The sequence below is a fragment of the Sphingobium naphthae genome (assembly GCF_043589935.1).
Lineage (GTDB): Bacteria > Pseudomonadota > Alphaproteobacteria > Sphingomonadales > Sphingomonadaceae > Sphingobium > Sphingobium naphthae_A.
In genome coordinates, this window is the sequence record NZ_CP171454.1 from 1,531,857 (window position 1) to 1,555,175 (window position 23,319).

Below are 23,319 nucleotides of genomic sequence, written 5' to 3' on the forward strand. Positions count from 1 at the left end.
GCGTCTCTTTTCGGTTCCATGGTCGCGCGCTTATTCGTCCTTGACGGCGCCGGCCGCATCCTGCGCCGCATCGCCCACGCTGCTGGCGGCTTCGCCGACCTGCGAGGCGGCGCTCGACACCGCATTGTCCTTGCTGGTTTCGCTGCTGATCAGGAAAAAGGCGGCGACCGCCACCACAATCACCAGCAGCAGGATCGCAAGCGTGGTGCCGCCACCGCCGCTGCGCCGTTCGATCACCGTCGTGGTCGTGGGCGCCGGGCGCTCCTGCTCGACCTGATAATCGGCCATAACGTCATCCTCCTCATCATGCCACCCGGCAGGATCAATGCGCCATGCCGTGCGATGGTTCCGGAAGCGAAGCGACCCGCGATCAGTCCTCGATGGGCACGAAGGCGCCCTTGGCGCGATCCTTGATCACCCTGTCGGCGCGGAACACCGATCCGCTCATCGTGATATAGACACCCGGCTCCGCCACTTGCGCCGTGGCGAAGGCCATGCCCAGGTTGAAGCTCGCATCGCACTCGCCGAAGCGGGCTGGCGCCAGAGCGCCTACCAGCACGATCGTCTTTCCGCGCTGACCCTGCAGCAGCTTCGCCGTCTCCGTCATGGTGTCGGTGCCATGGGTGATGACGATGTGGTTTTCCCGCGCCGCCGCCACGCGCGCGGCGATCAGCGCCCGGTCGCGATCGTCCAGTTCCAGACTGTCCTTGCGCGTCACTTCCTCGATGCGGAAGGGGCGCTTGACCCGCGCGACCTCCAGCAGCTTCGCCATGACGGTTTCGCCGACCTGATAATCGGACAGGGCGTCGAAATAGATTTTGTCGATGGTGCCGCCAGTGGTCAGCAGCAGGATCGGGGCGTTGGGGGACAGCATGGCAGGCTCCGCAGGATGTTTGCGCGCCCTCTAGCCCAAGCCTCCCGGCTTTGAAACCGCCCTTTCAGCCGCCGCGCGCCATGGCCTCGCCGCGATCCCGCGCCGCCGCCAGCGTATCGGTCAGCAGCGCCAGCAGCCGATCGTCGGCGTCCAGGATGTTCAACCCCTCGCGAGTCATGCCCCCGGGGCTGGCGACCTGATCGGCCAGCGCCGCCGGGCTGACCTGCGCACCTGCCGCCATGTTCGCGGCCCCCTGCACCGTCGCCAGCGCCATCCGCGCGGCCTGGTCGGCGGGGATGCCGATCGCTTCGCCTGCACGCGCCAGCGTATCGACGAAGCGGAACAGAAAGGCCGGACCGCAACCGGACAGCGCCGTCACGCGGTTGAACAGCGTTTCGTCGGCCATCCATTCGGCCAGACCCAGCGGCGCGATCAGCGCGTCGACATGCGCGCGAGCGGCTGGCGACGTCCGGTCGTCGGTGAACAGCGCCACCACCCCCTCCCCCAGGCCAACCGGCAGGTTCGGCATGGCGCGCACAATGTCGGTCGCCGCCGCGAAGCGCGTGCGCAGTTCATTCAGCGTCGTGCCGGCGAGAATGGAAATGACCGGCGTATCGGCGGTGCAGAGCGGCGCTAGCGCCGTCGCCACCTCGGCAATCTGATAGGGCTTCATGCCCAGCAAGATCGTCGTGCCCCGGGGCAGCGCAGCGGGATAGTCGGTGACGACGGTCACGCCGTCCGCCACCGCGCGGCCGCTGGGCCGCAGCACGGTGACGCGCGCCGGATCAAGCCCGCTGGCGATCCAGCAGGCAAGCATCTGCCCCGCCATATTGCCGCAGCCGACAAGGAACAGATGGTCGGGCCAGCCGCCGGTCATCGGATCAAGCCTCGCCGCGGGTTTCGATCAGGCTAGCGGAAATCGCTTCCGCCGGTGACTTGCCGCCCCACAGGACGAACTGGAACACCGGATAGAAGCGTTCGCATTCGTCGATCGCGGTTTCGACCAGCAGCTGCGCCTGGTCCAGCGTCAACGTCCCGCCCGCGCCAAGCATCGCGCCATGACGGAACAGGACGATGCCGCTGGACGACCAGAGCTCGAAATGGCCGATCCAAAGCTGTTCGTTGATCAGGCCCAGCGTTTCATAGATAGGGCCGCGCTTGTCCTCCGCGACGCGGATGTCGGGCAGCACCAGCAGTTGGAGCACCTGATCCTCGTCGCGCCAGATCCCCCGCAGCTCATATTGCGCCCAGGACCCTTGCGTGTTGCCGACGATCTCATCTTCGCCGACCTGGTCGAAGCTCCAACCATGCGCCTCGAAATAGGCAGCCAGCATATCGATCGGCGCGGCTTCCTGCCCGCCATGTTCAAATTCGTCGCTATCCATCATCGGCGCGCCTTATCACCGCGAGCGGTGAAAGGACAGACGGATCACTCGCTGTCGTCTGCCACCGGCGCGACGCCTTCGATGCTGCGCGCCAGCGGCTCATTGACCTTCGCCTTGGGCGTCTTGACGCTCTTGGTGACGGGCTCGCCGGCCTTGCCTTCCAGCGCGTCGATCCGGGCCTTGAGCAACTCGACCTCTTCGCGCGCGGCCTGCGCCATCGCCTTCACCGTGTCGAACTCCTCACGCGACACGAAGTCCATGCCGCCGATCCATTCCTTGGCGCGTTCCCGCGCGTTGGATTCGAATTCGCGCGTCATGCCCGCCATGGTGCCGGCGGCGCCGTTCACCAGCTTGGCCAGATCGTCGAAAAAGCGGTTCTCGCTCTGCATTGCTCTTGTCCTTCCTGCGGCGCGACCGGCGCCTTCGTCTATCTTACTTGGGTCTTGAGCGCCGGCGCGACAAGGGTTTCCGCTTCGGGGTTCAGGCGGCCAATCTCGAAATTGAGGAAGGCGGCGAAGGCCAGCCAGGCGAGATAGGGCAGCAGCAACACGCCCGCCAGCCGCCGGATGCGCCAGAAGAAAGGGGTGGTGAGCACCACGATGACGATCAGCGCCAGGATCAGCATCAGCGCCGCGCTCACCTGGTGCGCGCGAAAGAAGAGCGGCGACCAGGCCAGGTTCATCGCCAGCTGCAGCAGGAACAGGCCGATCGCCACGCCCCGCCCGCGCGCGCCCCGCGCGTGCAGCACGATGGCAAAGGCCAGCGCCATCAGCACATACAGGATCGTCCAGGCCGTGCCAAAGGCCCAGCCCGGCGGCATCAGCGCAGGCTTGTCCAGCGCATCGAACCAGCGATTGCCATAGCCGCTATTGGCGAGCCGCCCGGACAGAAATCCGAGGAAGACGATGGCGGGCACCGTCACCAGCGCCCACCGAAGATAAGCCAGGCGCAACTGGCCCTGGGACGCGATTTCGTTCATCGGCAGCAACACCCCCCGCGCTTGTCCGTCATTCCGCCGGCTCGGCCGAATCCTTGAGCGCCGATTCCAGCTTGCGGCTGACGGTTTGCGGAGAAACCGTGCGCTTGGCAACGCGCGAATAGAAGATCGGGATCAGGAACAGGGTGATGATCGTCGCCAGGCTGACGCCGAACACCACGACGACGCCGATCGACTCGCGCGCAGCCGCGCCCGCCCCGCCGCGAATGACCAGCGGCAGCGCGCCGATGACGGTGGCGATGGAGGTCATGAGGATCGGGCGCAGGCGGCGCTTGGCCGCTTCGCGGATGGCGCGCTCGATCGCCATCCCCTCGTCGCGCAGCTGGTTGGCGAATTCGACGATCAGGATGCCGTTCTTGGCGGCCAGGCCCACCAGCATGACGATGCCGATCTGGCTGTAGAGATTGACCGACCCGCCGGTCAGCGCCAGCCCCAGCACGCCGCCCGCGACCGCCAGCGGCACGGTGGCGATAATGACGCCGGGATGGACGAAGCTTTCGAACTGCGCCGCCAGCAGCAGGAACACGACGAGGATGGTCAGGCCGAACACCAGCCAGATCGCCCCGCCGGTTTCGCGCAGCGACTGGCTTTCGCCGCGATAGCCGAGCGCGATGACTTCGGGCGACTGGCGCGCCTGCGTCTCCAGCCAGCCGAGCGCATCGCCCAGCGACGTGCCGGGCGCCAGCGCCGCCGTCAGCGTGATCGCCCGCAGCTTGTTGTAGCGGTTGAGCTGGCGCGGCCCCGCCACTTCGCGGACGGTGACCAGCGCCGACAGCGGCACCAGGCCGCCGGTGCGGCTGCGCACATTGATGCGCTCCAGGTCGGCGACGGTCTCGCGCCCCTCATCCTCCGCCTGCACCAGCACGCGATATTCCTCGCCCCGATCGACATAGGTGGTGACGCGGCGCGACCCGAGCAGGCTCTGCAGCGCCTGGCTGACGTCATTGACCGATACGCCCAGGTCGCCGGCCCGTTGCAGATCGGTTTCGATCCGCATTTGCGGCTTGGATTCCTTGTAGTCGCTGTCCAGGTTGATGAGGCCGGGATAGTTGGCGGCCGCCGCCATGATCCGGTCGCGCGCCGCCGCCAGCCCTTCATAGGTTGCGCCCGCCAGCACCAGGTTGACCGGCAGCCCGCGTCCGCGCCCCAGGCCCGAACGCGGCGCCGCATTGCCGCGCACGCCGGGCTGGTCGGCGATCACCTTGTTGATGATGGTCGCCACTTCGGCGGTGGTGATGCTGCGGTCCTCCCACGGACGCAGGAAGGCGATGACGTTGCCGCTGTTGAAATCGTCGGTGGTGCCAAAGCCGCCGGGCGCGCGCACGACCAGGTTCTGGAGCGTCCCGTCCTCGCGCAGGAAGTTCAGATCCTTCTCGATCTTGAGCATATAGGCCAGCATCTGGTCATAGCCCGTGCCTTCGGGCGCGCTGATGCTGGATTCGACCACGCCCGTATCCTCGGCCGGGGCGAGTTCGGTCGGCAGCCGCGTGAAGAAGACACCGGCGACGCCCAGGAACAGCAGCACCGCCACCACCGGGATGAGCGGCTTCACCAGCACGCGGTCGAGCCAATGGGCATAGCCGCTCTCCAGCCGCTGGAAGCGATCATCGACCCAGCGCGCCAGCCGTCCGCGCTCCGCGGTCTTAAGCAGCTTGGAACACAGCATCGGCGCCAGGCTGAGCGAGATGAAGCCGGAAAAGCCGATCGCCGCGATCATCGCGATGGCAAGCTCGCGGAACAACAGGCCCGTCTGTCCGGCCAGGAACATGATCGGCACGAACACCGCGCAGACGACCAGAGTGGTGGAGATGATGGCAAAGCCCACCTGCCGCGAGCCGAGATAGGCCGCGACCAGCGGATCATCCCCCTGCTCGACCCGGTGATAGACATTTTCCAGGACGACGATCGCATCATCGACCACCAGGCCGATCGCCAGCACGAAGGCGAGCAAGGTCAGCAGGTTGATCGACAGGCCGAGCAGCCACATCACCGCGCAGGTGGCGAGCAGGCAGATCGGCACCGTCACCGCCGGCACCAGCGTCGCGCGCACCGACCCCAGGAACAGGAAGATGACCAGGATGACGAGCAGCGCCGCTTCCAGCAGCGTGTCATAGACATTCTCGATCGCGCGCTCGATGAACAGGCTCTCGTCCGTGCCGATGGCGATCCGCATGCCCGCCGGCAGGGTCGGCTCCAGATCCTTGATCAGCGCCTTGGCCTTTTGCGCCACTTCCAGCGTATTGGCGCCCGACTGGCGAATGATGCCCAGGCCAATGGCCGTGCCGCCATTGGAGCGGAAGCTGCTATAGGGATTTTCCGGCCCTTCCTCGATCCGCGCGACATCGCCCAGCTTCACCTGATAGCCATCGGCCCCGCGCCCGACCACCAGCCCCGCAAATTCCTGCGGCGTGGCGAAGGGCCGCTCGACGCGCAGCGTCTGGTTCTGCTGGCGGGATTCGAAGCGGCCGGCGGGCAGCTCCACATTCTGGGTGCGCAGCGCATTTTCGACATCCGCCGGCGTCAGGCCAAAGGCGGCCAGCTTTTCCGCGTTGAACCAGATGCGGGTCGACGGCCGCGCCTCGCCCCCGATGAACACGCGTGCGACGCCGTCGATGGCGGAAAAGCGATCGACGATGTTACGGTCGATATAGTCGCTGAGCTGGATCGAACTCCAGCCAGGGCGCGAAAAGGCCAGAAACAGGATCGAGCGCGCGTCCGAATCCACCTTCCGGATTTCGGGCGCCAGCGCATCCTCGGGCAGATCCTCGACCACCGATCCCACACGGTCGCGCACGTCATTGGCGGCGCTGTCGATGTCGCGCGAGGGATCGAATTCGATATTGATGTCGGACTGGCCATCCTCCGAGGTGGAGGTGATGGTCTGGATGCCCTGGACGCCCGCGACCGCGTCCTCGATCAACTGGGTGATGCGGGTTTCCACCACCGAAGCGGCCGCGCCGGTATAGACCGTCTCGACCGACACGACCGGCGGATCGGTGTCCGGATATTCGCGCACCGACAGGCTGAGATAGCCGACGATGCCGACGATGCAGAGCAGCACCGCGACGACGGCGGCGAAGACCGGGCGGCGGACAGACAGGTCAGACAGCTGCATCGCGCCGCCTCCTCAGCCAGCGGCCTTGGCGGAACCGGCCTGCGGCTTGTCCTGGGCCAGGCGCACCTTCGCCCCGTCGCTCAGCTTGACGACGCCATCGGTCACGATGGTCTGGCCCGGCTTCACCCCGCCCAATATCTCCACCATGCCATTTTGCCGCATGCCGGTATCGACCTTGACGCGCCGGGCGGTGCGGCCATCCAGCGCGAAGACATAACGCTCCTCCCCGTCGCCCAGCACCGCCAGTTCGGGCACGGCGAGCGATTCCCGCTGGCTTGCGCGCACGCTGACGGTCAGCAGCATGCCAGGCTTCAGCGCCTTGTCGCCATTGGGGAGAATCGCACGCACCCTGACCGCGCGCGTGGCGGGATCGATCACCGGATCAATAGTCGCGATGGTGCCGGCGAAGGGCCGGTCCGGCCAGGCGGCCGAGACGGCGTTGATCGGCATGCCTTCGCGGATCATCGACAATTGCGTTTCGGGCACGGTGAAGTCCAGCTTGATGCGGCTGATGTCGCTGACCGTGGCGATCGCGGTGCCGGCCGGAATGATGGCCCCGGCAGAGATGGTGCGCAGGCTGACCCAACCGCCAAAGGGCGCGCGGATCACTCGGTCGCTGATCGCGGCGCGCGACTGGTCGGCCGCCGCCTTGGCCGCGTTGGCCAGCGCCAGCTGCTGGTCCAGCGACGCGGCGGTGGCGAAGCCGCGCGCCTTGAGCGCCTGGATGCGCTGCAATTGCTGGCTGGCCTGCTGCGCCTGCGCCTGGGCGGCGGCCAGCTCCGCCTTTTCCTGCGCGACGGCCATGGTTGCGATCACCTGCCCCCGCTTGACGAAGCCGCCATCGGCGAAGTTCACAGACTCGATCCGCTCCGTCACCGGCGCGGACAGCACCACCTGTTCGTTGGCGAGCGCGGTGCCGACCGCTTCGACCGTGTCGGTGAAGGTCGCCCTGGCGATCGGCGCAGCGGTGACGAGGGGCGCGGCGCGCGGCGCCTTCTGTTCCTCGCCATTGCAACCGGCAAGACAAAGGGCGCTGAGAATGAGGGGCAGGAACGGGCGCATGGTGACGGGCTATCGGGCCTTTCCGCGGGACACAAGCCGACCCTTGGTCGCGCAATGTATCATTATGTATCGCCGCCAGAAAACGAAGCGCGTCCCATTATCCGCCAAGCCGGGCGTAGAGAAGAAATTCGACATTGCCCTGCGGCCCGGTGATCGGGCTTGGCGTCAGGCCAGCAATCGTCCAGCCCTGCGCGACGCCCCAGTCCTGCACGTCGGCGCACACGCGTTCATGGACCGCGGGGTCGCGCACCACGCCATTCTTGCCGACCTCCTCCCTTCGCGCTTCAAACTGCGGCTTGATGAGCGCGACCAGATGCGCACCGGGGCGCGCGAAGCCGATCGGCTTTTCCAGCACCTTGGCCAGGCTGATGAAGCTGGCGTCGCACACGATGATGTCGACGGGCTCGGGAATATGGGCATGGGTCAGGATGCGCGCGCTGGTCTGTTCATGCACGATGACGCGATCGTCAGAGCGCAATTTCCAGGCGAGCTGGTTGGTGCCGCTGTCGACGGCATAGACCCTGGCCGCGCCCTTGGTCAGCAGCACATCGGTGAAGCCCCCGGTCGAGGAGCCGACATCGATGGCGACGAAGCCGGTGACGTCGATGTCGAATGCTTCAAGCGCATGGGCGAGCTTGATGCCGCCGCGCGACACCCAGGGATGGTCGCGGCCGCGCACGTCGAGTTCGGCATCGGCCGGCACCTGCTGCCCCGCCTTTTCGATCTTGCGGTCGCCCAGATAGACGAGCCCGGCGAGGATCAGCGCCTGCGCCCGCGCCTTGCTTTCGGCGAGGCCAGCGTCGACGAGCAGCTGGTCGGCGCGGATCTTGGCCATCAGCGCACCATCCCGGTCAGCGTCGCGGGCGTCAGCAATTGCGGCAGCACCATCGCATCCTTACCCGGCGCATACCAGAGGTAAAGCGGCACGCCCGACCGCCCCTGGCTTTCCAGGAAGCGGGTGATGGCGGGGTCGGCACTGGTCCAGTCGCCCACCATGACGGTGACGCCCGCCTTGGCGAAGGCCGCGCGCACATCCTCCCGATCGATCGCCGCCGCCTCATTGGCCTTGCAGGTGAGGCACCAGTCGGCGGTGAAATAGAGGAAGACCGGCTTGTTCGCGGCGCGCAGCGCGTCCAGTTTCCCGACAGCGAAAGCGACAGATGCGGCGCTGTTCGCCGCCACTGCGGGCGCGGTGGTCGGCAGGGCCGTTGCGGCCCCGGCCAGCAGCGCCAGCGCGGCCAGTGCCGCGACCAGCCCGCCGCCCTTCCCACGATGCTGGCGCGTGCCCAGCCACCAGAGCAGCAACGCCAGAATGAGCGCCGCGCCAAGGCCGATGGTCATGCCCGCAACGCCGCGCTGCTGCCCCAGCAGCCAGGCCAGACCAAGCGCGGTCAGGAACATCGGGATGGCGAGTATCTTCTGCAGCCGTCCCATCCAGGCGCCGGGCCGCGGCAGGCGATGGCGCAGCGCGGGCGCATAGGCGAGCAGCAGGAATGGCAGGGCGAGCCCAAGCCCGAGGCCCGCAAAGATCGCCAGCGCGGCGGCGAGCGGCAGCAGCAACGCCGCCCCCATCGCCGCCGCCATGAAGGGCCCGGTGCAGGGCGTCGCGACGAATGCGACCAGTGCGCCGGTCCAGAAAGCGCCCATCACGCCGCCTCTGGCCGCAAGCCCCGCGCCGCCGCCCATCGCGCGCAATTCGAACAGGCCGGCAAGGTTGAAGGCAATGGCGGTCACCAGCAGCAGCAGGGCCAGAGTGATGCGCGGGTCCTGCAACTGGAACGCCCAGCCCACCGCATGGCCGGCCGCGCGCAGGGCAAGCAGCAGCCCGCCCAGGGCAAGGCAGGTCAGAATGACGCCAGCGGCATAGGCCAGCGCGTCCCGGCGCACCAGGCGTTCGTCCCCGCCCGCTTTGGCGAGGCTCATCGCCTTCAGCCCCAGGATCGGGAAGACGCAGGGCATGATGTTGAGCAGCAGCCCGCCCAGCAGGGCGCCGCCCAGCGCCGCCAGGATCGCGCCCGCCTGCCCGCTTTTGGCGGGAACGGCGACCGCGCCCGGCACGGCGGTCAGCAGGAAGCCGACATGGTCGCCCGTCCGCAGCACCGCCTGCACCTGGCCGACGGGGGCCTCCTCCGCCGACGCGGCGGTTTCGATAACCATCTGGTTATCGTTGCGCGTGATGGTCTGCGGCGCGGCATAGCGCGCCAGCCCCGCGCCCAGCGGAAAGAGATGCACGTCCTTGGCTTGCGCCCCGGCAGGATAGGGAATGGACAGGCGCAGCCGCCCGTTCTCGACCGCATAATGGGCCTGCGATCCCAGCGGCCGGGGCAGATGCGTGCGCCACGCGTCGAACCGGCTGCGCGCCGCGGGCTGCACCGCGCCATCGCCCGCGATCAGGTCCAGCGACAAATCGCCCGTTTCGGGCACGCAAACCTTGTCGGTGCAGGCCAGCCACTGCGCCTTTGCCCGTATCGGCAAGCGCGTGCCCGGCGCGATGTCGGCCGCGACCCGAAGGTCAGCCAGCACCGCATAGGGGCCTTCATAGACATAGTTCATCAGGCCGGCGATCAGCAGCGTTTCGGGGACGGGATAGCGCAGCGTGCCGACACTCACCCCCTTGGGCAGCGTCCAGTCGACCGTCATGCCCAGCCCCGCGTCGCCGGGATTTTCCCAATAGCCGTGCCACCCCTGCTGCGGGGTCATGGCGAAGGCGATGGTCGTGCTACCGCCGGGCGCGGGCCTGTCGCTTTCGCTGTCCAGCTCCGCCGTGATATGCGCGGGGCCGCCACCGAACGCGCCCTGCGCCCACGCGGCGGGAAAGCCCGCCAGCAGGGCAAACGTCATGAATATGACTTGAAAAATCCGCATCGGGCCTCTGGTCGCCTGGGTGCAAGGGGGCTAGGTCGCTCCCCATCCGCCGTCAAGGCAAGAGAAGGTATAGCATGATGTTGAAGAGAGTCGCCGCCGCCCTGTTGCTCGCCACGGCCATGCCCGCTCTGGCCCAGGCGCCTGCCACCGCCCCCGCGAGCCAGCCGACCGCGCCTGCAACGCCGCCCAAGCTGATCGTGGCGATCAGCGTCGACCAGTTTTCCGCCGACCTGTTCAGCGAATATCGCCAATATTATGTCGGCGGCCTCAAGCGGCTGACCAGCGAGGGCGCGGTGTTCCCGCGCGGCTATCAGAGCCACGCCGCGACCGAGACTTGCCCGGGCCATTCGACCATCCTGACCGGCAGCCGCCCGTCGCGCACGGGCATCATCGCCAACAACTGGATCGACCTCAGCACTCCGCGCGCCGACAAGACCGTCTATTGCGCCGAGGATGAAAGCCAGCCCGGCAGCGACAGCGACCATTATGTCGCATCCCCCCTGCACCTGAAGGTGCCGACGCTGGGCGGCCGGATGAAGGCCGCCAATCCCGCCACGCGCGTCGTGTCGGTCGCGGGCAAGGATCGCGCCGCGATCATGATGGGCGGCGCCACCGCCGACCAGATCTGGTGGCTGGGCGGTCCGCAGGGCTATGTCAGCTACAAGGGCGTGGCGACGCCGCCGCTGGTGGCAAAGGTCAACCAGGCGATGGCCCAGCGGCTGGCAGAGGCCAATCCCGGTTTCGAGCTGCCCGCCCAGTGCGTGGCGAAGGACTTCCCGGTGAAGGCGGGCAATCGCACCGTCGGCACCGGCCGCTTCGCGCGGGACGCGGGCGACTATCAGGCGTTCCGCATCTCGCCCGAGCAGGATGCGATGACGCTGGCCTTCGCCGCCGCGGCGATCGAGACCATGGATCTGGGCAAACAGGCGCAAAGCGACATCATCTCGATCGGCCTGTCAGCGACCGACTATGTCGGCCACACCTATGGCACCGAAGGCACCGAAAGCTGCATCCAGGTCGCCCGGCTGGACCAGGAACTGGGCGCCTTCTTCGACCGGCTGGACAAGGACGGCATCGACTATGTCGTGGTGCTGACCGCCGACCATGGCGGGCATGACCTGCCCGAGCGTCACCGGATGAATGCGATGCCGATGGAAAGCCGGGTCGACACCGGGCTGAGGCCCAAGGCGCTGAACGCCACCGTCGCGCAGAAGGTCGGTATGCCCGGCCGGACGCTGATCTGGGGTGACGGTCCGTCGGGCGACCTCTATTTCGACAAGGGCCTCTCCGCCGCCGAGCGCGCGCGGGTGGAAACGGCGACGCTGGCGCTGCTGCGCGCCCATCCACAGGTCGCGGCCGTCTTCACCAAGGCGCAAATCGCCGCCACTCCTGCGCCGACCGGCCGCCCCGAAAATTGGAGCCTGATCGAGGAAGCGCGCGCCAGCTTCTACCCCGCGCGGTCGGGCGACCTGCTGCTGCTGCTCAAACCCAATGTCATGGCCATTCCCGAACAGGCGGTGATGGGTTCGGTCGCGACCCATGGCTCCCCCTGGGATATGGACCGGCGCGTGCCGATCCTGTTCTGGCGCAAGGGGATGCGCCCGTTCGAGCAGCCGCTGGGCATCGAGACGGTGGACATCATGCCCAGCCTCGCTGCGCTGATTGGCCTGCCGGTGCCGCAGAATGAGATTGATGGCCGCTGCCTCGACCTGATCGCCGGCGACGGGGACAGTTGCGCGGCCCGCTGAGGCAGCGCGCGCTTCGCCCGGTCAGCCGCGCTTGGCGGACCGGGGCAGATAGAGGCAGATTTCCGCACGCAGCCCGCCTTCGGGGCGGTTGGCGAGCGTCAACTGCCCCCCTTCGGCCGCCACCGCCTTCTGCACGATGGCCAGGCCCAGGCCCAGGCCCCTGGTATTGCGCTGGCGCGCATCGTCCAGCCGTGAAAAGGGCCGCAGCACTTCCTCCAGCCGCTCGCGCGGGATGCCAGGACCATCATCGTCAACGCGGATCAGCACCTCGTCATCCTTGCGCAGCAGCGACACCCGCGCGCGATGGCCGTAATGAAGCGCGTTCTCGATCAAGTTGCGCACCGCGCGGCGCAGCGACAGGCCGCGCACATCCATTTCCAGATGATCGGGCCCGTCATAGCTGACGTCCTGGCCATGATCCTGGAAGGCGTCGACCACCGTGGCGATGCTGACGGCGATGTCGGTGCGGACGACCGGCTCGGGGTCCTTTTCACCGCCCAGGAAAGCGAGCAGCGATTCCAGCATCGCGCCCATTTCCTCCAGATCATCGCCCATCGCGTCGCGAATGTCGCTGTCCCGCACCTCCTCCAGCCGCAATTGCAGCCGGGCGAGCGGCGTGCGCAGGTCATGGCCGACCGCCGCCAGCGTCTCCGTCCGCTCGTTGATCAGGCGATGAATGCGCGCCTGCATCGCGTTGAACGCGCTGATGAGATTGCGCACGTCGCTGGTCCCGGCTTCGGGCACGATCACTTCCGATCCGCGCCCGATCCGGTGGGTCGCATGGGTGAGGTCGCGCAGCGGCGCCAGCGTCCGGCGAATGAGGACCCAGCCCGCCAGCAGCAGCGCCAAGACCGGGATGAGCGCCAGCCCCATGCGTCCGATGGTGAAGGCCCATTTGCCGGCGCCATGGGGCATGCCGAAATAGAGCCAGCTGCCATCGGGCAGGCGCAGCCCGCCATTGACTTCCGAATGGCGTCCGGGCGTCAGCCGCAGCCACAGACCCGATTTTTCCAGACTGGGTTCCCAGGCGATAATCTGCCGCCGCATCCGCTCCAGTTCGGGGGAAAGCGGCGGCGGCGGCGGCGCGGCGGCCGACCAGTGAATATCATAGCGATCGGTGGTGAGCTGGAGGCCGAGCAGGCGTCGATCCTCAGGCGGCTGCTCGGTCAGCAGCTTGCGCGCGATCACCAGATGTTCGGCCAGTCGCCGCGCCTCGTCATCCTGCAGATAAAGCTGGCTCGACCGCTCGTAGATCAGCGTGCCGACGGCAAATTCCAGCAGCACCGTCAGCAGCAGGATCGCGAAGAGCCGACCGAGCAGCCCCAGCGATCCGCGCATATGCCGTCTCAAGCGCGGCTGACCTCTGCATTGAACATATAACCCACGCCGCGCACAGTGGTGATCGGCGCGGCCTTTTCCTGGGTGCTCAGCTTGCGGCGCAGGCGGCTGACCAAAACGTCGATGCTGCGGTCGCTGCTGTCGCCCATGCGGGTGCGCGATAGTTCGATCAGCCGTTCGCGGGCGATGACGCGCTGGGGATGGCTGAGGAAGCTGCCGAGCAGGTCGAATTCGGCGCCGGTCAGATCGACGATCGCGCCGGTGGGCGATCGCAATTCGCGTCGGGGGAAATTGACGGACCAGCCGTCGAAATGCGCTTCGCTTTCGCGATGTTCGTCGGGACCGCGCTCCACGCCGACGCGGCGCAGGATAGCGCGAATGCGCGCGATCAGTTCGCGCGTGCCGAAGGGCTTTGCCAGATAATCGTCAGCGCCCAGTTCCAGCCCGACGATACGGTCGGTCTCGCTGCCCTTGGCGCTGATGAAGATGATGGGAACATCGCTCTTGCGCCGGATCTGGCGGCACAGGTCGATGCCGTTGGTGCCCGGCAGCATGACGTCGAGCACGACCAGGTCGACCGGTCCGGCGTCGAAGGCCACCCACATTTCGGGTCCCGAAGAGGCGGGGCGCACCTGATAGCCATGTTCCTGCAGCGCCCGCGCGGTAAGCGTGCGCAGCGGCGGATCATCTTCGACCAGGATGATCGACGGAGCAGTCATGAAAGCGGGAGGAGCCAAGGCATGATCGCGGAATAAGCGGCGGTGGATCGGTGGTCAACTCCGCCAAAGGGCGCATATCCGCGATCGTGACGGCAGCAACAATTTGTCACGTCGGCAAGCGGGGTTGCACCGGGCCCATCGGCAGGGCCCGGCGCATGGCGGATCAGAAAGCGGCCGACAGCGAGAAGACGACCTGGCTGCGCACGATCGAGGAGCCGTCGGCGTCCGACAGGTTGGGACGCAGATAATCTTCCTCGACCCGGGCGATGTCGGTGTCGACATAGGCGATGCCCAGGGTCAGCGGCGTGCCGGGGATGGCGACATCCGCGCCCACCAGCCAGTCGGCATATTTGCCGGTCGGCGCGGGCGAGGTGCCGTTGGGGCCAAGGCCGCTATTGCCGCTCGACCAGCCCAGATGCGCCTTGAGCGTGACCGGCGTGTTGGGGATGGCGCCGCTGATGTCGCCCCAGACGTAGAAATTATCTTCCTTGTCGCCCGGATTGTCGGGGATGCCGGTCGCGTAGCTGGTGGCGCTGTTGTAGAATTTGCCGATCGCTTCCTGCTTGGGCGCATAGGCGACGCCGACCAGGCCCTTGACCGGGCCGAACTGGCTCGACAGCTTCACATAGGGTTCGGCGAAATCGGTTTCGTCCGCGCCCGACGGATACATGTACCAGGTCAGGCCGACGTCCAGCGTGGCATTCTCGCCCAGCGGGAAAGCGTAGCCGGCGAACAGGTCGAGCTCCAGATTGGGCCCGCCGAACGTGCCCCAGCCCGACAGGTTCGATGCCCAGGCCCCGGCATAGGCGCCGCTTTCATGAGTGGCGGTGATGCCGCCCTGCACGGCCGCGCCCTTGTCGGTCATCGACACGCCGCGAAAGCGATAGTCGGACACCAGCGCGACGCTGCCGGACACGGTGACGGGGCTGGTGGGTTCTTCCTGCGCGAAAGCCGGAGCGCTGGAGAGAAGCGCGAGAGCGGCACAGGCGATTTGATACTTCATGAACATTCCCCTTTTACGTTGGAATGTTCCGTCCTGCATCCGCCGGTCCGGGAGTCTGTCTGGCGCCCCCGATATCAGCGGATGCGCCCATGAATAGGCAAGGCGGCTGATATATTAAACCTATTTTCGCCGCATCTGCGAAATGAAGAATGCGCCTGTTGCGCGGCTGCAACAACAGTGATGGTATAGCGCAAGAAAAAGCCGCCGTGCCGGGGCGGCACGGCGGCGAAGGAACGTCGCCTGAAAGGGGGTTTGGATCAGGCGGCGAACTGACGCATCTTGCCGGTGGCGCCGAACAGTTCGACCGGCGCGCCGGCCTTGCGGCGGCGCTCGACCCACTCGCGCACCATCTCCGCGCAAGTATGGTCGATATGGCCCAGGCGCTCGACATTGAGGATGACGAGGCCCGCGGCCGGCAGCGAATCCAGCTTGGCCGACAATTTGGGCAGGTTGAGGAAGGTGGCGGTGCCGCGCAGCGCGACTTCATGCGCTTCGCCCCGGCTTTCCTCCTCCACCTTCAGGCCCAGCTTGCGGGCATGGGGCAGCAGTTCCAGCAGCGACAGGCCAATGCCGACGAGCACGCCGGTCAGCAAGTCGGTCGCCACCACGCAGATCAGCGTCGCCGCCCATACGATCGCCGGCAGCGGACCGTAGAGATGGAACAGATGCTTCACATGCGCGACGCTGACCAGGCGGACGCCGGTGATGACCAGGATGCCGGCGAGCGCTGCCATCGGGATTTCCCGCAGCAGCCAGGGCAGCAGGGCGACGAAGCCCAGGATCCAGATGCCATGCAGGATGGTCGACAGGCGCGTCTTGGCGCCGGCCTGGACGTTGGCGGACGAGCGGACGATGACGCCGGTCATCGGCAGCGAGCCGGCGAAGCCGCAGAGCAGGTTGCCCACGCCCTGCGCGCTGAGTTCCTTGTTGTAATTGGTGCGCACGCCGTCATGCATGCGATCGACCGCCGCCGCCGACAGCAGCGTTTCGGCGCTGGCGATGAAGGCGATGGCGATGGCCGTGGTGATGACGGTGGGATTGAGCAACTGCGTCATCAGCCCGGCTTCGGGCGGGGTGATCGCGGACAGGATCGATTCGGGCACGACGACGCGAGCAACCGGCAGGGCGAGCGCGAAGGCGACCAGCGTCGCCAGCACCACGCCCACGAGCGCGCCGGGCACCAGCTTCATCGACGCGGGGCGGAATTTCTCCCAGCCCAGCATACCAAGGATGGTGACGAGGCCGACAGCGAAGGCGGTCGCGGCGTCCTGGTTGGTGAGGCCGAGCAGCTGGCCCGGCATGGCCACCAGATTGGCAAGGCCGCTCGACAGCGGCTTGTCGTCGAACAGGACATGGAACTGCCCGACGACGATCAGCACGCCGATGCCCGCCAGCATGCCATGGACCACGGCGGGCGAAATGGCGCGGAACCAGCCGCCCACACGCGCCACGCCGGCGATCACCTGGATCGCGCCGGCCAGGATCAGGATGGGACCAAGCGCCGAAAGCCCCTGTTCCCGCACGATTTCGAAGACGATGACCGCCAAGCCGGCGGCCGGGCCGCTGACCTGAAGCGGGGAGCCCGCCAGCAGCCCGACGACGATGCCGCCGATGATGCCGGTGATCAGGCCCTTTTCCGGCGGGACGCCGGACGCGACGGCGATGCCCATGCAGAGCGGCATCGCCACCAGGAACACGACGATGGAAGCTGTGAAGTCACGGCTGAAGGAGCCGCCGGAAAAGGCCTTGAGCATGGATTACTCCGCGGCTTGCGCGAGCGGCTCGACGCCTGCGAGGCGACGGCCATGGGGAAGCGCGACGGGCAGCTTGTGCCCTTCGCGCAGCGGCATGAAGCGATTGGTTTCGCCGTCGAGGCCCAGGATCTGGCCGGCGTGGATGTCGACATACCAGCCGTGCAGCGCGATTTCGCCGCGCGCGATACCCGACGCCACCGACGGATGGGTGCGCAAATGGGTGAGCTGAACGATGACATTTTCCAGCGCCATGTTGCGCAGCTTTTCCGCGTCGGTGAGATCGCCGGGATAGCTGTCGCGGCAGACCTTCTGCGCGGCGTGGCTATGGCGCAGCCAGGCGGCGACATTGGGCATGGACGTGAGATCGGCTTCGGTCGCCAGCGCCTTCATCGCGCCGCAGTCGCTGTGGCCGCACACGATGATGTCGCGCACGCCCAGCACCATGACGGCATATTCGACCGTCGCGGTGACGCCGCCCAGCTGGCTGGCGTGGGGCGGGACGATGTTGCCGGCGTTGCGACACACGAACAGGTCGCCGGGCTGGGCCTGCATGATATGTTCAGGGACGATGCGCGAATCGGCGCAGGAGATCATCAGCGCCTTGGGGCTCTGGCCCTGGCTCGCCAGCTGGTTGTAGAGCGCGCTTTCGTTCGGAAACACATGGGTTTCGAAGCTGAACACGCGACCGATAAGCTCGTTCATGGCTCTATCCTCTTATGGTTGACACGTCCGGTCGGGGGCGGACCGGTATAGTTTGAAGGATAGAGACGGGGTTTTGCTGCGTCGCAGCGGCTTTGTTAAAAACTGTGTCTGGCGAACGTCAGCGCCGATCGACCGCGGCGCTGAACATGTAGCCGACGCCGCGCACGGTCACGATCGGCGCAGGCCGCCCGCCCGCCCCCAGCTTGCGCCGCAGTCGGCTGACCAGCACATCGACGCTGCGGTCCGACGATCCGCTATCGCGCACGCCGGCCAGTTCCATCAGCCGCGCGCGCGCGACGACCGTCTGGGAATGATCCAGGAAGATCGACAGCAACGCGAACTCCGCGGCGGTCAGGGCGATCGGCTGCCCGGTCGGATCGGTCACTTCGCGCCGGGCGAAATCCACCACCCAATTGTCGAACAGCGCCTGGCTGTGCCGGCGCAGGCCGCTGCTCCGTTCGCCGCCCCGCCGCAGCACCGCGCGCAGTCGCGCGGCCAGTTCGCGCGCCGAATAGGGCTTGGCCATATAATCGTCCGCGCCCAGTTCCAGCCCGACCACCCGATCGACTTCCGAACTGTCGGCGCCGACCAGGATGATGGGAACATGACTGCGTTCGCGCACGTCGCGGCACAGGTCCAGTCCGTCCGCGCCGCGCAGCGCAGAATCCAGCACCACGGCCCGGACCGGCGTTGTCGACAAGGCGTTGAATATGTCCGTGGCCGTCATGGCCGGCAGGACGCGAAAGCCGCTCTGTTCAAGATGGTCGCGCGTCATGCTGCGCAGGTCCTGCCGGGTTTCAGCGATCAGGATGAGTGGAGGCTGCATTCGTCCTGCACGGTCGGTTCGGCCCGCCCGGCGGGCGACAACGGCGTTGCCCAGTCTGTAGGAGACGGAAATGTCTGCGTCGTGGGCCGAACGTTACAAAATATTGCTGCGCTGCAAGATTGCGCTACTGCGCCGCCACGAGCGCCGGCAGAGTCAGGGGCGGCGCCGGCGCCAGCAGATGATCGATCAACGCGGCCAGCCACAGGGCGTCGCCTGCAGCACGGTGTCGGGCCAGGCCTAGCGAGTCGGCATGGGCAACGGCGGCGGCGATCCGCGCCTCGCTCGCCTGCTGCTCATCGAACAGAGCGCTGACATGGTCGATGCGAAAAGGCGTGGCGGCCTCTGCGGCCGCAGCCAGCCGGTCGAGCCAATATTGGTCGAGCGGGCTGTCGGCGACGACTCGCCGCCCCGTCACGGTCGCGACCAGTTCCGCCAGCACTTGCGCGGCCGGCAGCCCGTCGCGCTCGATGCGCGCGCGGCTGATGCCGTGCAGCGCTTCGGCCTCCTGCGTCCAGTCCCATCCGGCCCAGCAATCGGCGGGGCGGATCAGCCAGCTGCGCGACAGCCCGCCGCTCGCGACTCCCACCTCGATCGGGAAGGAGCGCCCGTGGCGCGGCAGACAGGACGCCTCGAAATCGATCGTCAGGATGGTCAAGGCATGGCTCCAGCTTCGTCGTGCGGCCTGCCCCCATCCCCCAGCATGCGCCGCGCTGTCTTTCATCGCACCCCATTCCCACCCAACTATGTCAGGCGAAAGTCAGCCGCCATGCAGGAGCGACAAAAATGGTGCGAGGCGAAAGCGGGGCGCGACCAACAGTCCATCGCACGGGACGCTGCCGCCGCTTTCTGCTAGAGGCCGGAAACAACTGGGAAACAGACGCGCATGACCGTGATCGCCGCCTTTCTTTATCGCAATGGACAACGGGTGCGCAGCGTGCCCATCGACGAACGGATCGTCTGCGCTGCGGACACGTCGGACTTCGTCTGGATCGGCGTCGCTGATCCTACGGCGGAGGAAATGCAGACATTGGCCCGCACCTATGGGCTGCACCCGCTGGCGGTGGAGGATGCGATCAAGGCCAACCAGCTGCCCAAGGTCGACCTCTATGGCGACCAGCTGTTCGTCGTCGCCCGCACCGCCCATCTGGAGGAGGAGACGATCTGCTATGGCGAGACTGCGGTGTTCGTGGGTCAGCACCATATCATCAGCGTGCGGCACGGGTCGGCCCGGGCGCATGTGACGCTGCGCGAGGAACTGGAGGCGGTGCCGCAGCGGCTGGCGCAGGGAACCGACTATGTGCTGCACGCCATCCTGGATTTCATCGTCGATGGCTATCTGCCGATCATCGAAGGGATAGAGGAGGAAGTGCTGTCGATGGAACAGCAGATGATCGACCATTTCCTGGGACGCGACGATGTCACCCGCATCTTCAGCCTGCGCCGCCAGCTGATCCGGTTCCAGCGCATCCTGGTCCCCATGCATGAAGTCGCGACCAAGTTCGTGAAGATCGACCTGCCTTGCATCGATCCCGAAGCGCGTCCCTATTTCAGCGATGTGCGCGATCATGTGCGCCGGGTGCAGGTGATGGTGGAGGACCTGCGCGAAATTTTGAGCAGCGTCTTTGAATCGTCCAACCTGCTGGAACAGCAGCGCACCGGCGGCATAACCCGCCAGCTGGCCGCATGGGCGGCGATCCTGGCGGTGCCGACGGCAATCGCGGGCATTTACGGGATGAATTTCGATCATATGCCCGAATTGCGCACGCGCTACGGCTATCCGATCGTGCTGGGCGTCATCACGCTGTTCTGCGCCCTGCTCTACGCTCGATTCAAGAAGCTGAAATGGCTGTGACCGCGAAGGCGCCGATGACGGGACATTGCCGTTCGTAGCGCTACATTTCACCAGATAATGCAGCAATTTGAAATAGTTGTGTTCCCCATGACACAGGCGTGACAAAAGCCGTTTGGCGCGATGGAAAGGGTTTGACGCTGTTGCGACGCTGACCCACCTCTCCCGCATCGCACCGGTGTGTTCATCAGAAAAATGGTCGCGGCGCCGCCTTTGGGGGAGGCGCTCATCAAGGGAGACTATCATCCATGCGTTCCTCTTTCCAACGGCGCCTGCTGGCGTCGACGCTGCTGCTCGGCCTGACGACGCCGGCCTTTGCCCAGACCGCGGACGACGCCGACGAAGGCACCATCGTCGTCACCGGATCGCGCATCGCTCGTCCCGATTTGCAGCAGGCATCGCCCATCGCCATCGTGTCGGCGCAGGAACTCAAGCTGAGCGGCAAGGTCAATGTCGAGGCGATCATCAATGATCTGCCGCAGCTCGTGCCCAGCGCGACCGGTGCCTCCAACAATCCCGGCGGCGGCGTATCGACCGCCGACCTGCGCGGCCTGGGCGCGAACCGCACGCTCGTACTGGTCAATGGCCGCCGCTACATCAGCTATGACAGCAGCCAGATCGTCGACCTCAACACCGTGCCTGCGGGCCTGATCGACCATGTCGAAGTAGTGTCGGGCGGGCGGTCGGCCGTCTACGGGTCGGATGCGATCGCGGGCGTGATCAACTTCGTGATGAAGGAGGATTTCTCCGGCGTCGAAGCCAACGCCAATTATCGCATCAACGAGGAAGGCGACGGCGGCACGTTCAACAGCAACCTGCTGATCGGCGGCAATTTCGCCGACGGGCGCGGCAATGCCACCTTCTATATCGACTATACGAAGCGCGACGCCGTGCTGCAGAGCGCGCGCAGCTACACGCGCCAGGCCTATACCGATGATGGCGAAGGCGGGCTGGCCGCCGGCGGATCGGGCTCCATCCCCGGCACCCGCATGGCCCTGTCGGGCAGCCAGTACAAGTTCGCGCAGGACGGCAGCTATTCCGCCTATGATGCGGCGAGCGACGCCTATAATTATGCGCCGGACAATTATCTACAGGTGCCGCAGAAGCGCATCCTGCTGAGCGCCCAGACCCATTATGAGGTGGACGATCATCTGACCGTCTATGCCGAAGGGCAGTTCATCAACAACCGGGTCAAGAACCGGCTGGCGTCCACCCCCTATACCGGGTCGGTCTCGCTGGACGTCGATTCCTCCTTCCTGTCCGCCGATTCGCAGGCGCTGCTGGCGGCGGCCGACACCGATGGCGACGGCTATACCACCGCCGCCATCTACCGCCGCATGAACGAGGTGGGGCCGCGCATCTCCAGCGTCGACAACACCGCCTATCGTGCGCTGATCGGCGCGCGCGGGCAGATTGCCGGCGACTGGAATTATGACGGCTATTACAGCTATTCCCGCACCAATCAGGTGGAAAAGCAGACCGGCAACGTGTCGGACAGCCGCGTCCGCCAGGCGCTGCTGACGACCTATGACGCCGACGGCAACCTGGTCTGCTCAGACACCAGCAATGGCTGCGTGCCGCTCAACATCTTCGGCGCAGGCAATATGAGCGACGAAGCGGCGGCCTTCATCTCGATTCCCGTGCAGAATGTCAGCACGATCACCGAACAGGTCGCCAGCTTCGCCGTCACCAACGGCAATCTGTTCGACCTGGGCGCTGGCCCGGCCGGCATCGCCATCGGCGCGGAATATCGGTCCGAACATGGCAGCTACGATCCCGACTACGCCCTGTCGTCGGGCGACGTGGTCGGCTTCAACGCGGGCGAAGGCCTGTCGGGCGGCTATAATGTCAAGGAGCTGTTCGCCGAAATCGACGTCCCGCTGCTGGCCGACATGCCGTTCGTCCACAAGCTGGAGGCCAACGGCGCCTATCGCTATTCGCATTATTCCACCGCGGCGAAGAATGTCGGCACCTATTCGGTCGGCCTGATCTATGCGCCGGTCAAGGACGTGACATTCCGCGGGCAGATCAGCCGGGCGGTGCGCGCGCCCACCGTCTATGACCTCTATTCAGGTCAGGCGCAGGACTTCCCGACCGCCACCGACCCGTGCGAGCTGGCCGCGGCGGTGACCAATGCCAATCTCAACGCCAGTTGCCTGGCCACCGGCGTCGCGGCAAGCGCGCTCGGCACGGCGATCAATGGCGGCAGCTCGCAGATCGAATCGGTCACTGGCGGCAACCCGAACCTGCGGGAGGAAACGTCGGACACCTGGACCGCGGGCGTCGTGCTGCAGCCCGGCTTCCTGCCGCGCTTCACCGCCACGGTCGATTATTACCATATCTCGATCGACAACTATATCTCGACGCCGGGCACCGCGAACATCATCGCGGCCTGCTACGGCACCGCGGCCAATGGCTGGACGCCCTATGACAGCAGCTATTGTTCGCTGCTGCCGCGCAACGCCGACAGCTATGCGATCGAGGGGGCGGAGAACCTGCTGTCCAACACCGGCGGCCTCAAGACCGAAGGCGTGGACTTCGAGGTCAATTACAGCGTGCCGCTGAACTTCGGCGTGTTCGGCGCCAAGACGGGGAAGCTGGCCTTCCGCGTTGCGGGTACGCGCCTCATCCGCTTCGACCTCAATCCTGTGGCGGCAATCCCCGACCTCAACCAGAGCTGCGCGGGCAAGTTCGGCGTCTATTGCGGCAACCCCTATTCCAAGCTGCGGCTCAACAACCGCGTCACCTGGACCAGCGGGCCGATCACGGTGGGGCTGACGCATCGCTACCTGTCGAGCGTCAAGGATGATGACGCCACGACCACCTACAGCGTCGAGAAGATCAAGGCCTACAACCTGTTCGACCTCGCCCTGCAGGTGCAGCCGACCGAGCATTTCGGCTGGTCGATCGGCATGAACAACATGTTCAACAAGAAGCCGCCGATCCTGGGCGACAATCAGGAACAGGCGAACACCTATCCGTCGACCTATGACGTCTATGGCCGCGCCTTCTTCGTGAACGCATCGGTCAAGTTCTGACCGACGCGCCCGGGGCGGCTGCGGCGTAGACCGCGGTGCGCGCC

General features: G+C 66.5%; 20 protein-coding genes. 3 read left to right on the forward strand and 17 right to left on the reverse strand.

The window, feature by feature from the left end:
* Nucleotides 1-30: 30 nt before the first annotated feature.
* From ACGGKE_RS07575 to ACGGKE_RS07620, 10 genes are all read right to left on the reverse strand, one after another.
* Complete coding sequence (locus ACGGKE_RS07575; protein ID WP_394436637.1) at nt 31-288, reverse strand: hypothetical protein; 258 nt, start codon at nt 286-288, stop codon at nt 31-33.
* Nucleotides 289-370: 82 nt separating this feature from the next.
* Complete coding sequence (locus tag ACGGKE_RS07580; RefSeq protein WP_394436639.1) at nt 371-874, reverse strand: asparaginase domain-containing protein; 504 nt, start codon at nt 872-874, stop codon at nt 371-373.
* Between the two features lie 64 nt (nt 875-938).
* A complete protein-coding gene (locus tag ACGGKE_RS07585; RefSeq protein ID WP_394436641.1) occupies nt 939-1,751 on the reverse strand; it encodes a pyrroline-5-carboxylate reductase family protein in 813 nt (270 codons plus the stop codon).
* 4 nt (nt 1,752-1,755) lie between these two features.
* A complete protein-coding gene (locus ACGGKE_RS07590) occupies nt 1,756-2,262 on the reverse strand; it encodes a YbjN domain-containing protein (RefSeq protein ID WP_317516490.1) in 507 nt (168 codons plus the stop codon).
* 41 nt (nt 2,263-2,303) lie between these two features.
* Entirely contained in the window at nt 2,304-2,648 is a 345-nt protein-coding gene (locus ACGGKE_RS07595; protein ID WP_394436643.1) for an accessory factor UbiK family protein, read from the reverse strand.
* 38 nt (nt 2,649-2,686) lie between these two features.
* Nucleotides 2,687-3,238, reverse strand: coding sequence for a TspO/MBR family protein (locus ACGGKE_RS07600; RefSeq protein WP_394436646.1), 552 nt, complete (start codon nt 3,236-3,238; stop codon nt 2,687-2,689).
* Between the two features lie 28 nt (nt 3,239-3,266).
* Nucleotides 3,267-6,371: an efflux RND transporter permease subunit gene (locus ACGGKE_RS07605; protein ID WP_394436648.1), complete on the reverse strand. Its 3,105-nt coding sequence runs from the start codon at nt 6,369-6,371 to the stop codon at nt 3,267-3,269.
* A gap of 12 nt (nt 6,372-6,383) precedes the next feature.
* Nucleotides 6,384-7,433 (reverse strand): efflux RND transporter periplasmic adaptor subunit, encoded by a 1,050-nt coding sequence (locus tag ACGGKE_RS07610; protein ID WP_394436651.1) that lies wholly within the window; start codon nt 7,431-7,433, stop codon nt 6,384-6,386.
* Nucleotides 7,434-7,530: 97 nt separating this feature from the next.
* Nucleotides 7,531-8,268: a TlyA family RNA methyltransferase gene (locus ACGGKE_RS07615; RefSeq protein ID WP_394436653.1), complete on the reverse strand. Its 738-nt coding sequence runs from the start codon at nt 8,266-8,268 to the stop codon at nt 7,531-7,533.
* Nucleotides 8,268-10,298, reverse strand: coding sequence for a protein-disulfide reductase DsbD domain-containing protein (locus tag ACGGKE_RS07620; RefSeq protein WP_394436655.1), 2,031 nt, complete (start codon nt 10,296-10,298; stop codon nt 8,268-8,270). Before ACGGKE_RS07620 ends, ACGGKE_RS07615 begins: the two co-directional genes overlap by 1 nt.
* 77 nt (nt 10,299-10,375) lie before the next feature.
* Here ACGGKE_RS07620 and ACGGKE_RS07625 point away from each other — a divergent pair, with 77 nt between their 5' ends.
* Nucleotides 10,376-12,046 (forward strand): alkaline phosphatase family protein, encoded by a 1,671-nt coding sequence (locus ACGGKE_RS07625; RefSeq protein WP_394441814.1) that lies wholly within the window; start codon nt 10,376-10,378, stop codon nt 12,044-12,046.
* 21 nt (nt 12,047-12,067) lie between these two features.
* Here the strand turns inward: ACGGKE_RS07625 and ACGGKE_RS07630 are convergent, their stop codons facing one another.
* The 7 genes from ACGGKE_RS07630 to ACGGKE_RS07660 form a co-directional block, all read right to left on the reverse strand.
* On the reverse strand, nt 12,068-13,384 hold the full coding sequence (locus tag ACGGKE_RS07630) for an ATP-binding protein (protein WP_394436658.1): 1,317 nt from the start codon (nt 13,382-13,384) through the stop codon (nt 12,068-12,070).
* Between the two features lie 8 nt (nt 13,385-13,392).
* Entirely contained in the window at nt 13,393-14,103 is a 711-nt protein-coding gene (locus ACGGKE_RS07635) for a response regulator (protein ID WP_394436660.1), read from the reverse strand.
* A 163-nt stretch (nt 14,104-14,266) separates the two neighbouring features.
* Complete coding sequence (locus tag ACGGKE_RS07640; protein WP_394436662.1) at nt 14,267-15,112, reverse strand: TorF family putative porin; 846 nt, start codon at nt 15,110-15,112, stop codon at nt 14,267-14,269.
* A gap of 251 nt (nt 15,113-15,363) precedes the next feature.
* Complete coding sequence (locus tag ACGGKE_RS07645) at nt 15,364-16,860, reverse strand: SulP family inorganic anion transporter (RefSeq protein WP_394436664.1); 1,497 nt, start codon at nt 16,858-16,860, stop codon at nt 15,364-15,366.
* A gap of 3 nt (nt 16,861-16,863) precedes the next feature.
* The gene (locus ACGGKE_RS07650) at nt 16,864-17,562 is read right to left on the reverse strand and encodes a carbonic anhydrase (protein WP_394436666.1); all 699 of its coding nucleotides are present in this window, start codon (nt 17,560-17,562) and stop codon (nt 16,864-16,866) included.
* A 118-nt stretch (nt 17,563-17,680) separates the two neighbouring features.
* Nucleotides 17,681-18,388: a response regulator transcription factor gene (locus ACGGKE_RS07655; RefSeq protein WP_394436668.1), complete on the reverse strand. Its 708-nt coding sequence runs from the start codon at nt 18,386-18,388 to the stop codon at nt 17,681-17,683.
* A 124-nt stretch (nt 18,389-18,512) separates the two neighbouring features.
* Nucleotides 18,513-19,043: a hypothetical protein gene (locus tag ACGGKE_RS07660; RefSeq protein WP_394436670.1), complete on the reverse strand. Its 531-nt coding sequence runs from the start codon at nt 19,041-19,043 to the stop codon at nt 18,513-18,515.
* 228 nt (nt 19,044-19,271) lie between these two features.
* Between ACGGKE_RS07660 and ACGGKE_RS07665 the strand changes: the two genes are divergently transcribed.
* Entirely contained in the window at nt 19,272-20,240 is a 969-nt protein-coding gene (locus ACGGKE_RS07665) for a magnesium and cobalt transport protein CorA (RefSeq protein ID WP_394436673.1), read from the forward strand.
* 245 nt (nt 20,241-20,485) lie between these two features.
* Entirely contained in the window at nt 20,486-23,275 is a 2,790-nt protein-coding gene (locus ACGGKE_RS07670; protein WP_394436676.1) for a TonB-dependent receptor, read from the forward strand.
* The last annotated feature ends 44 nt before the right edge of the window (nt 23,276-23,319 follow it).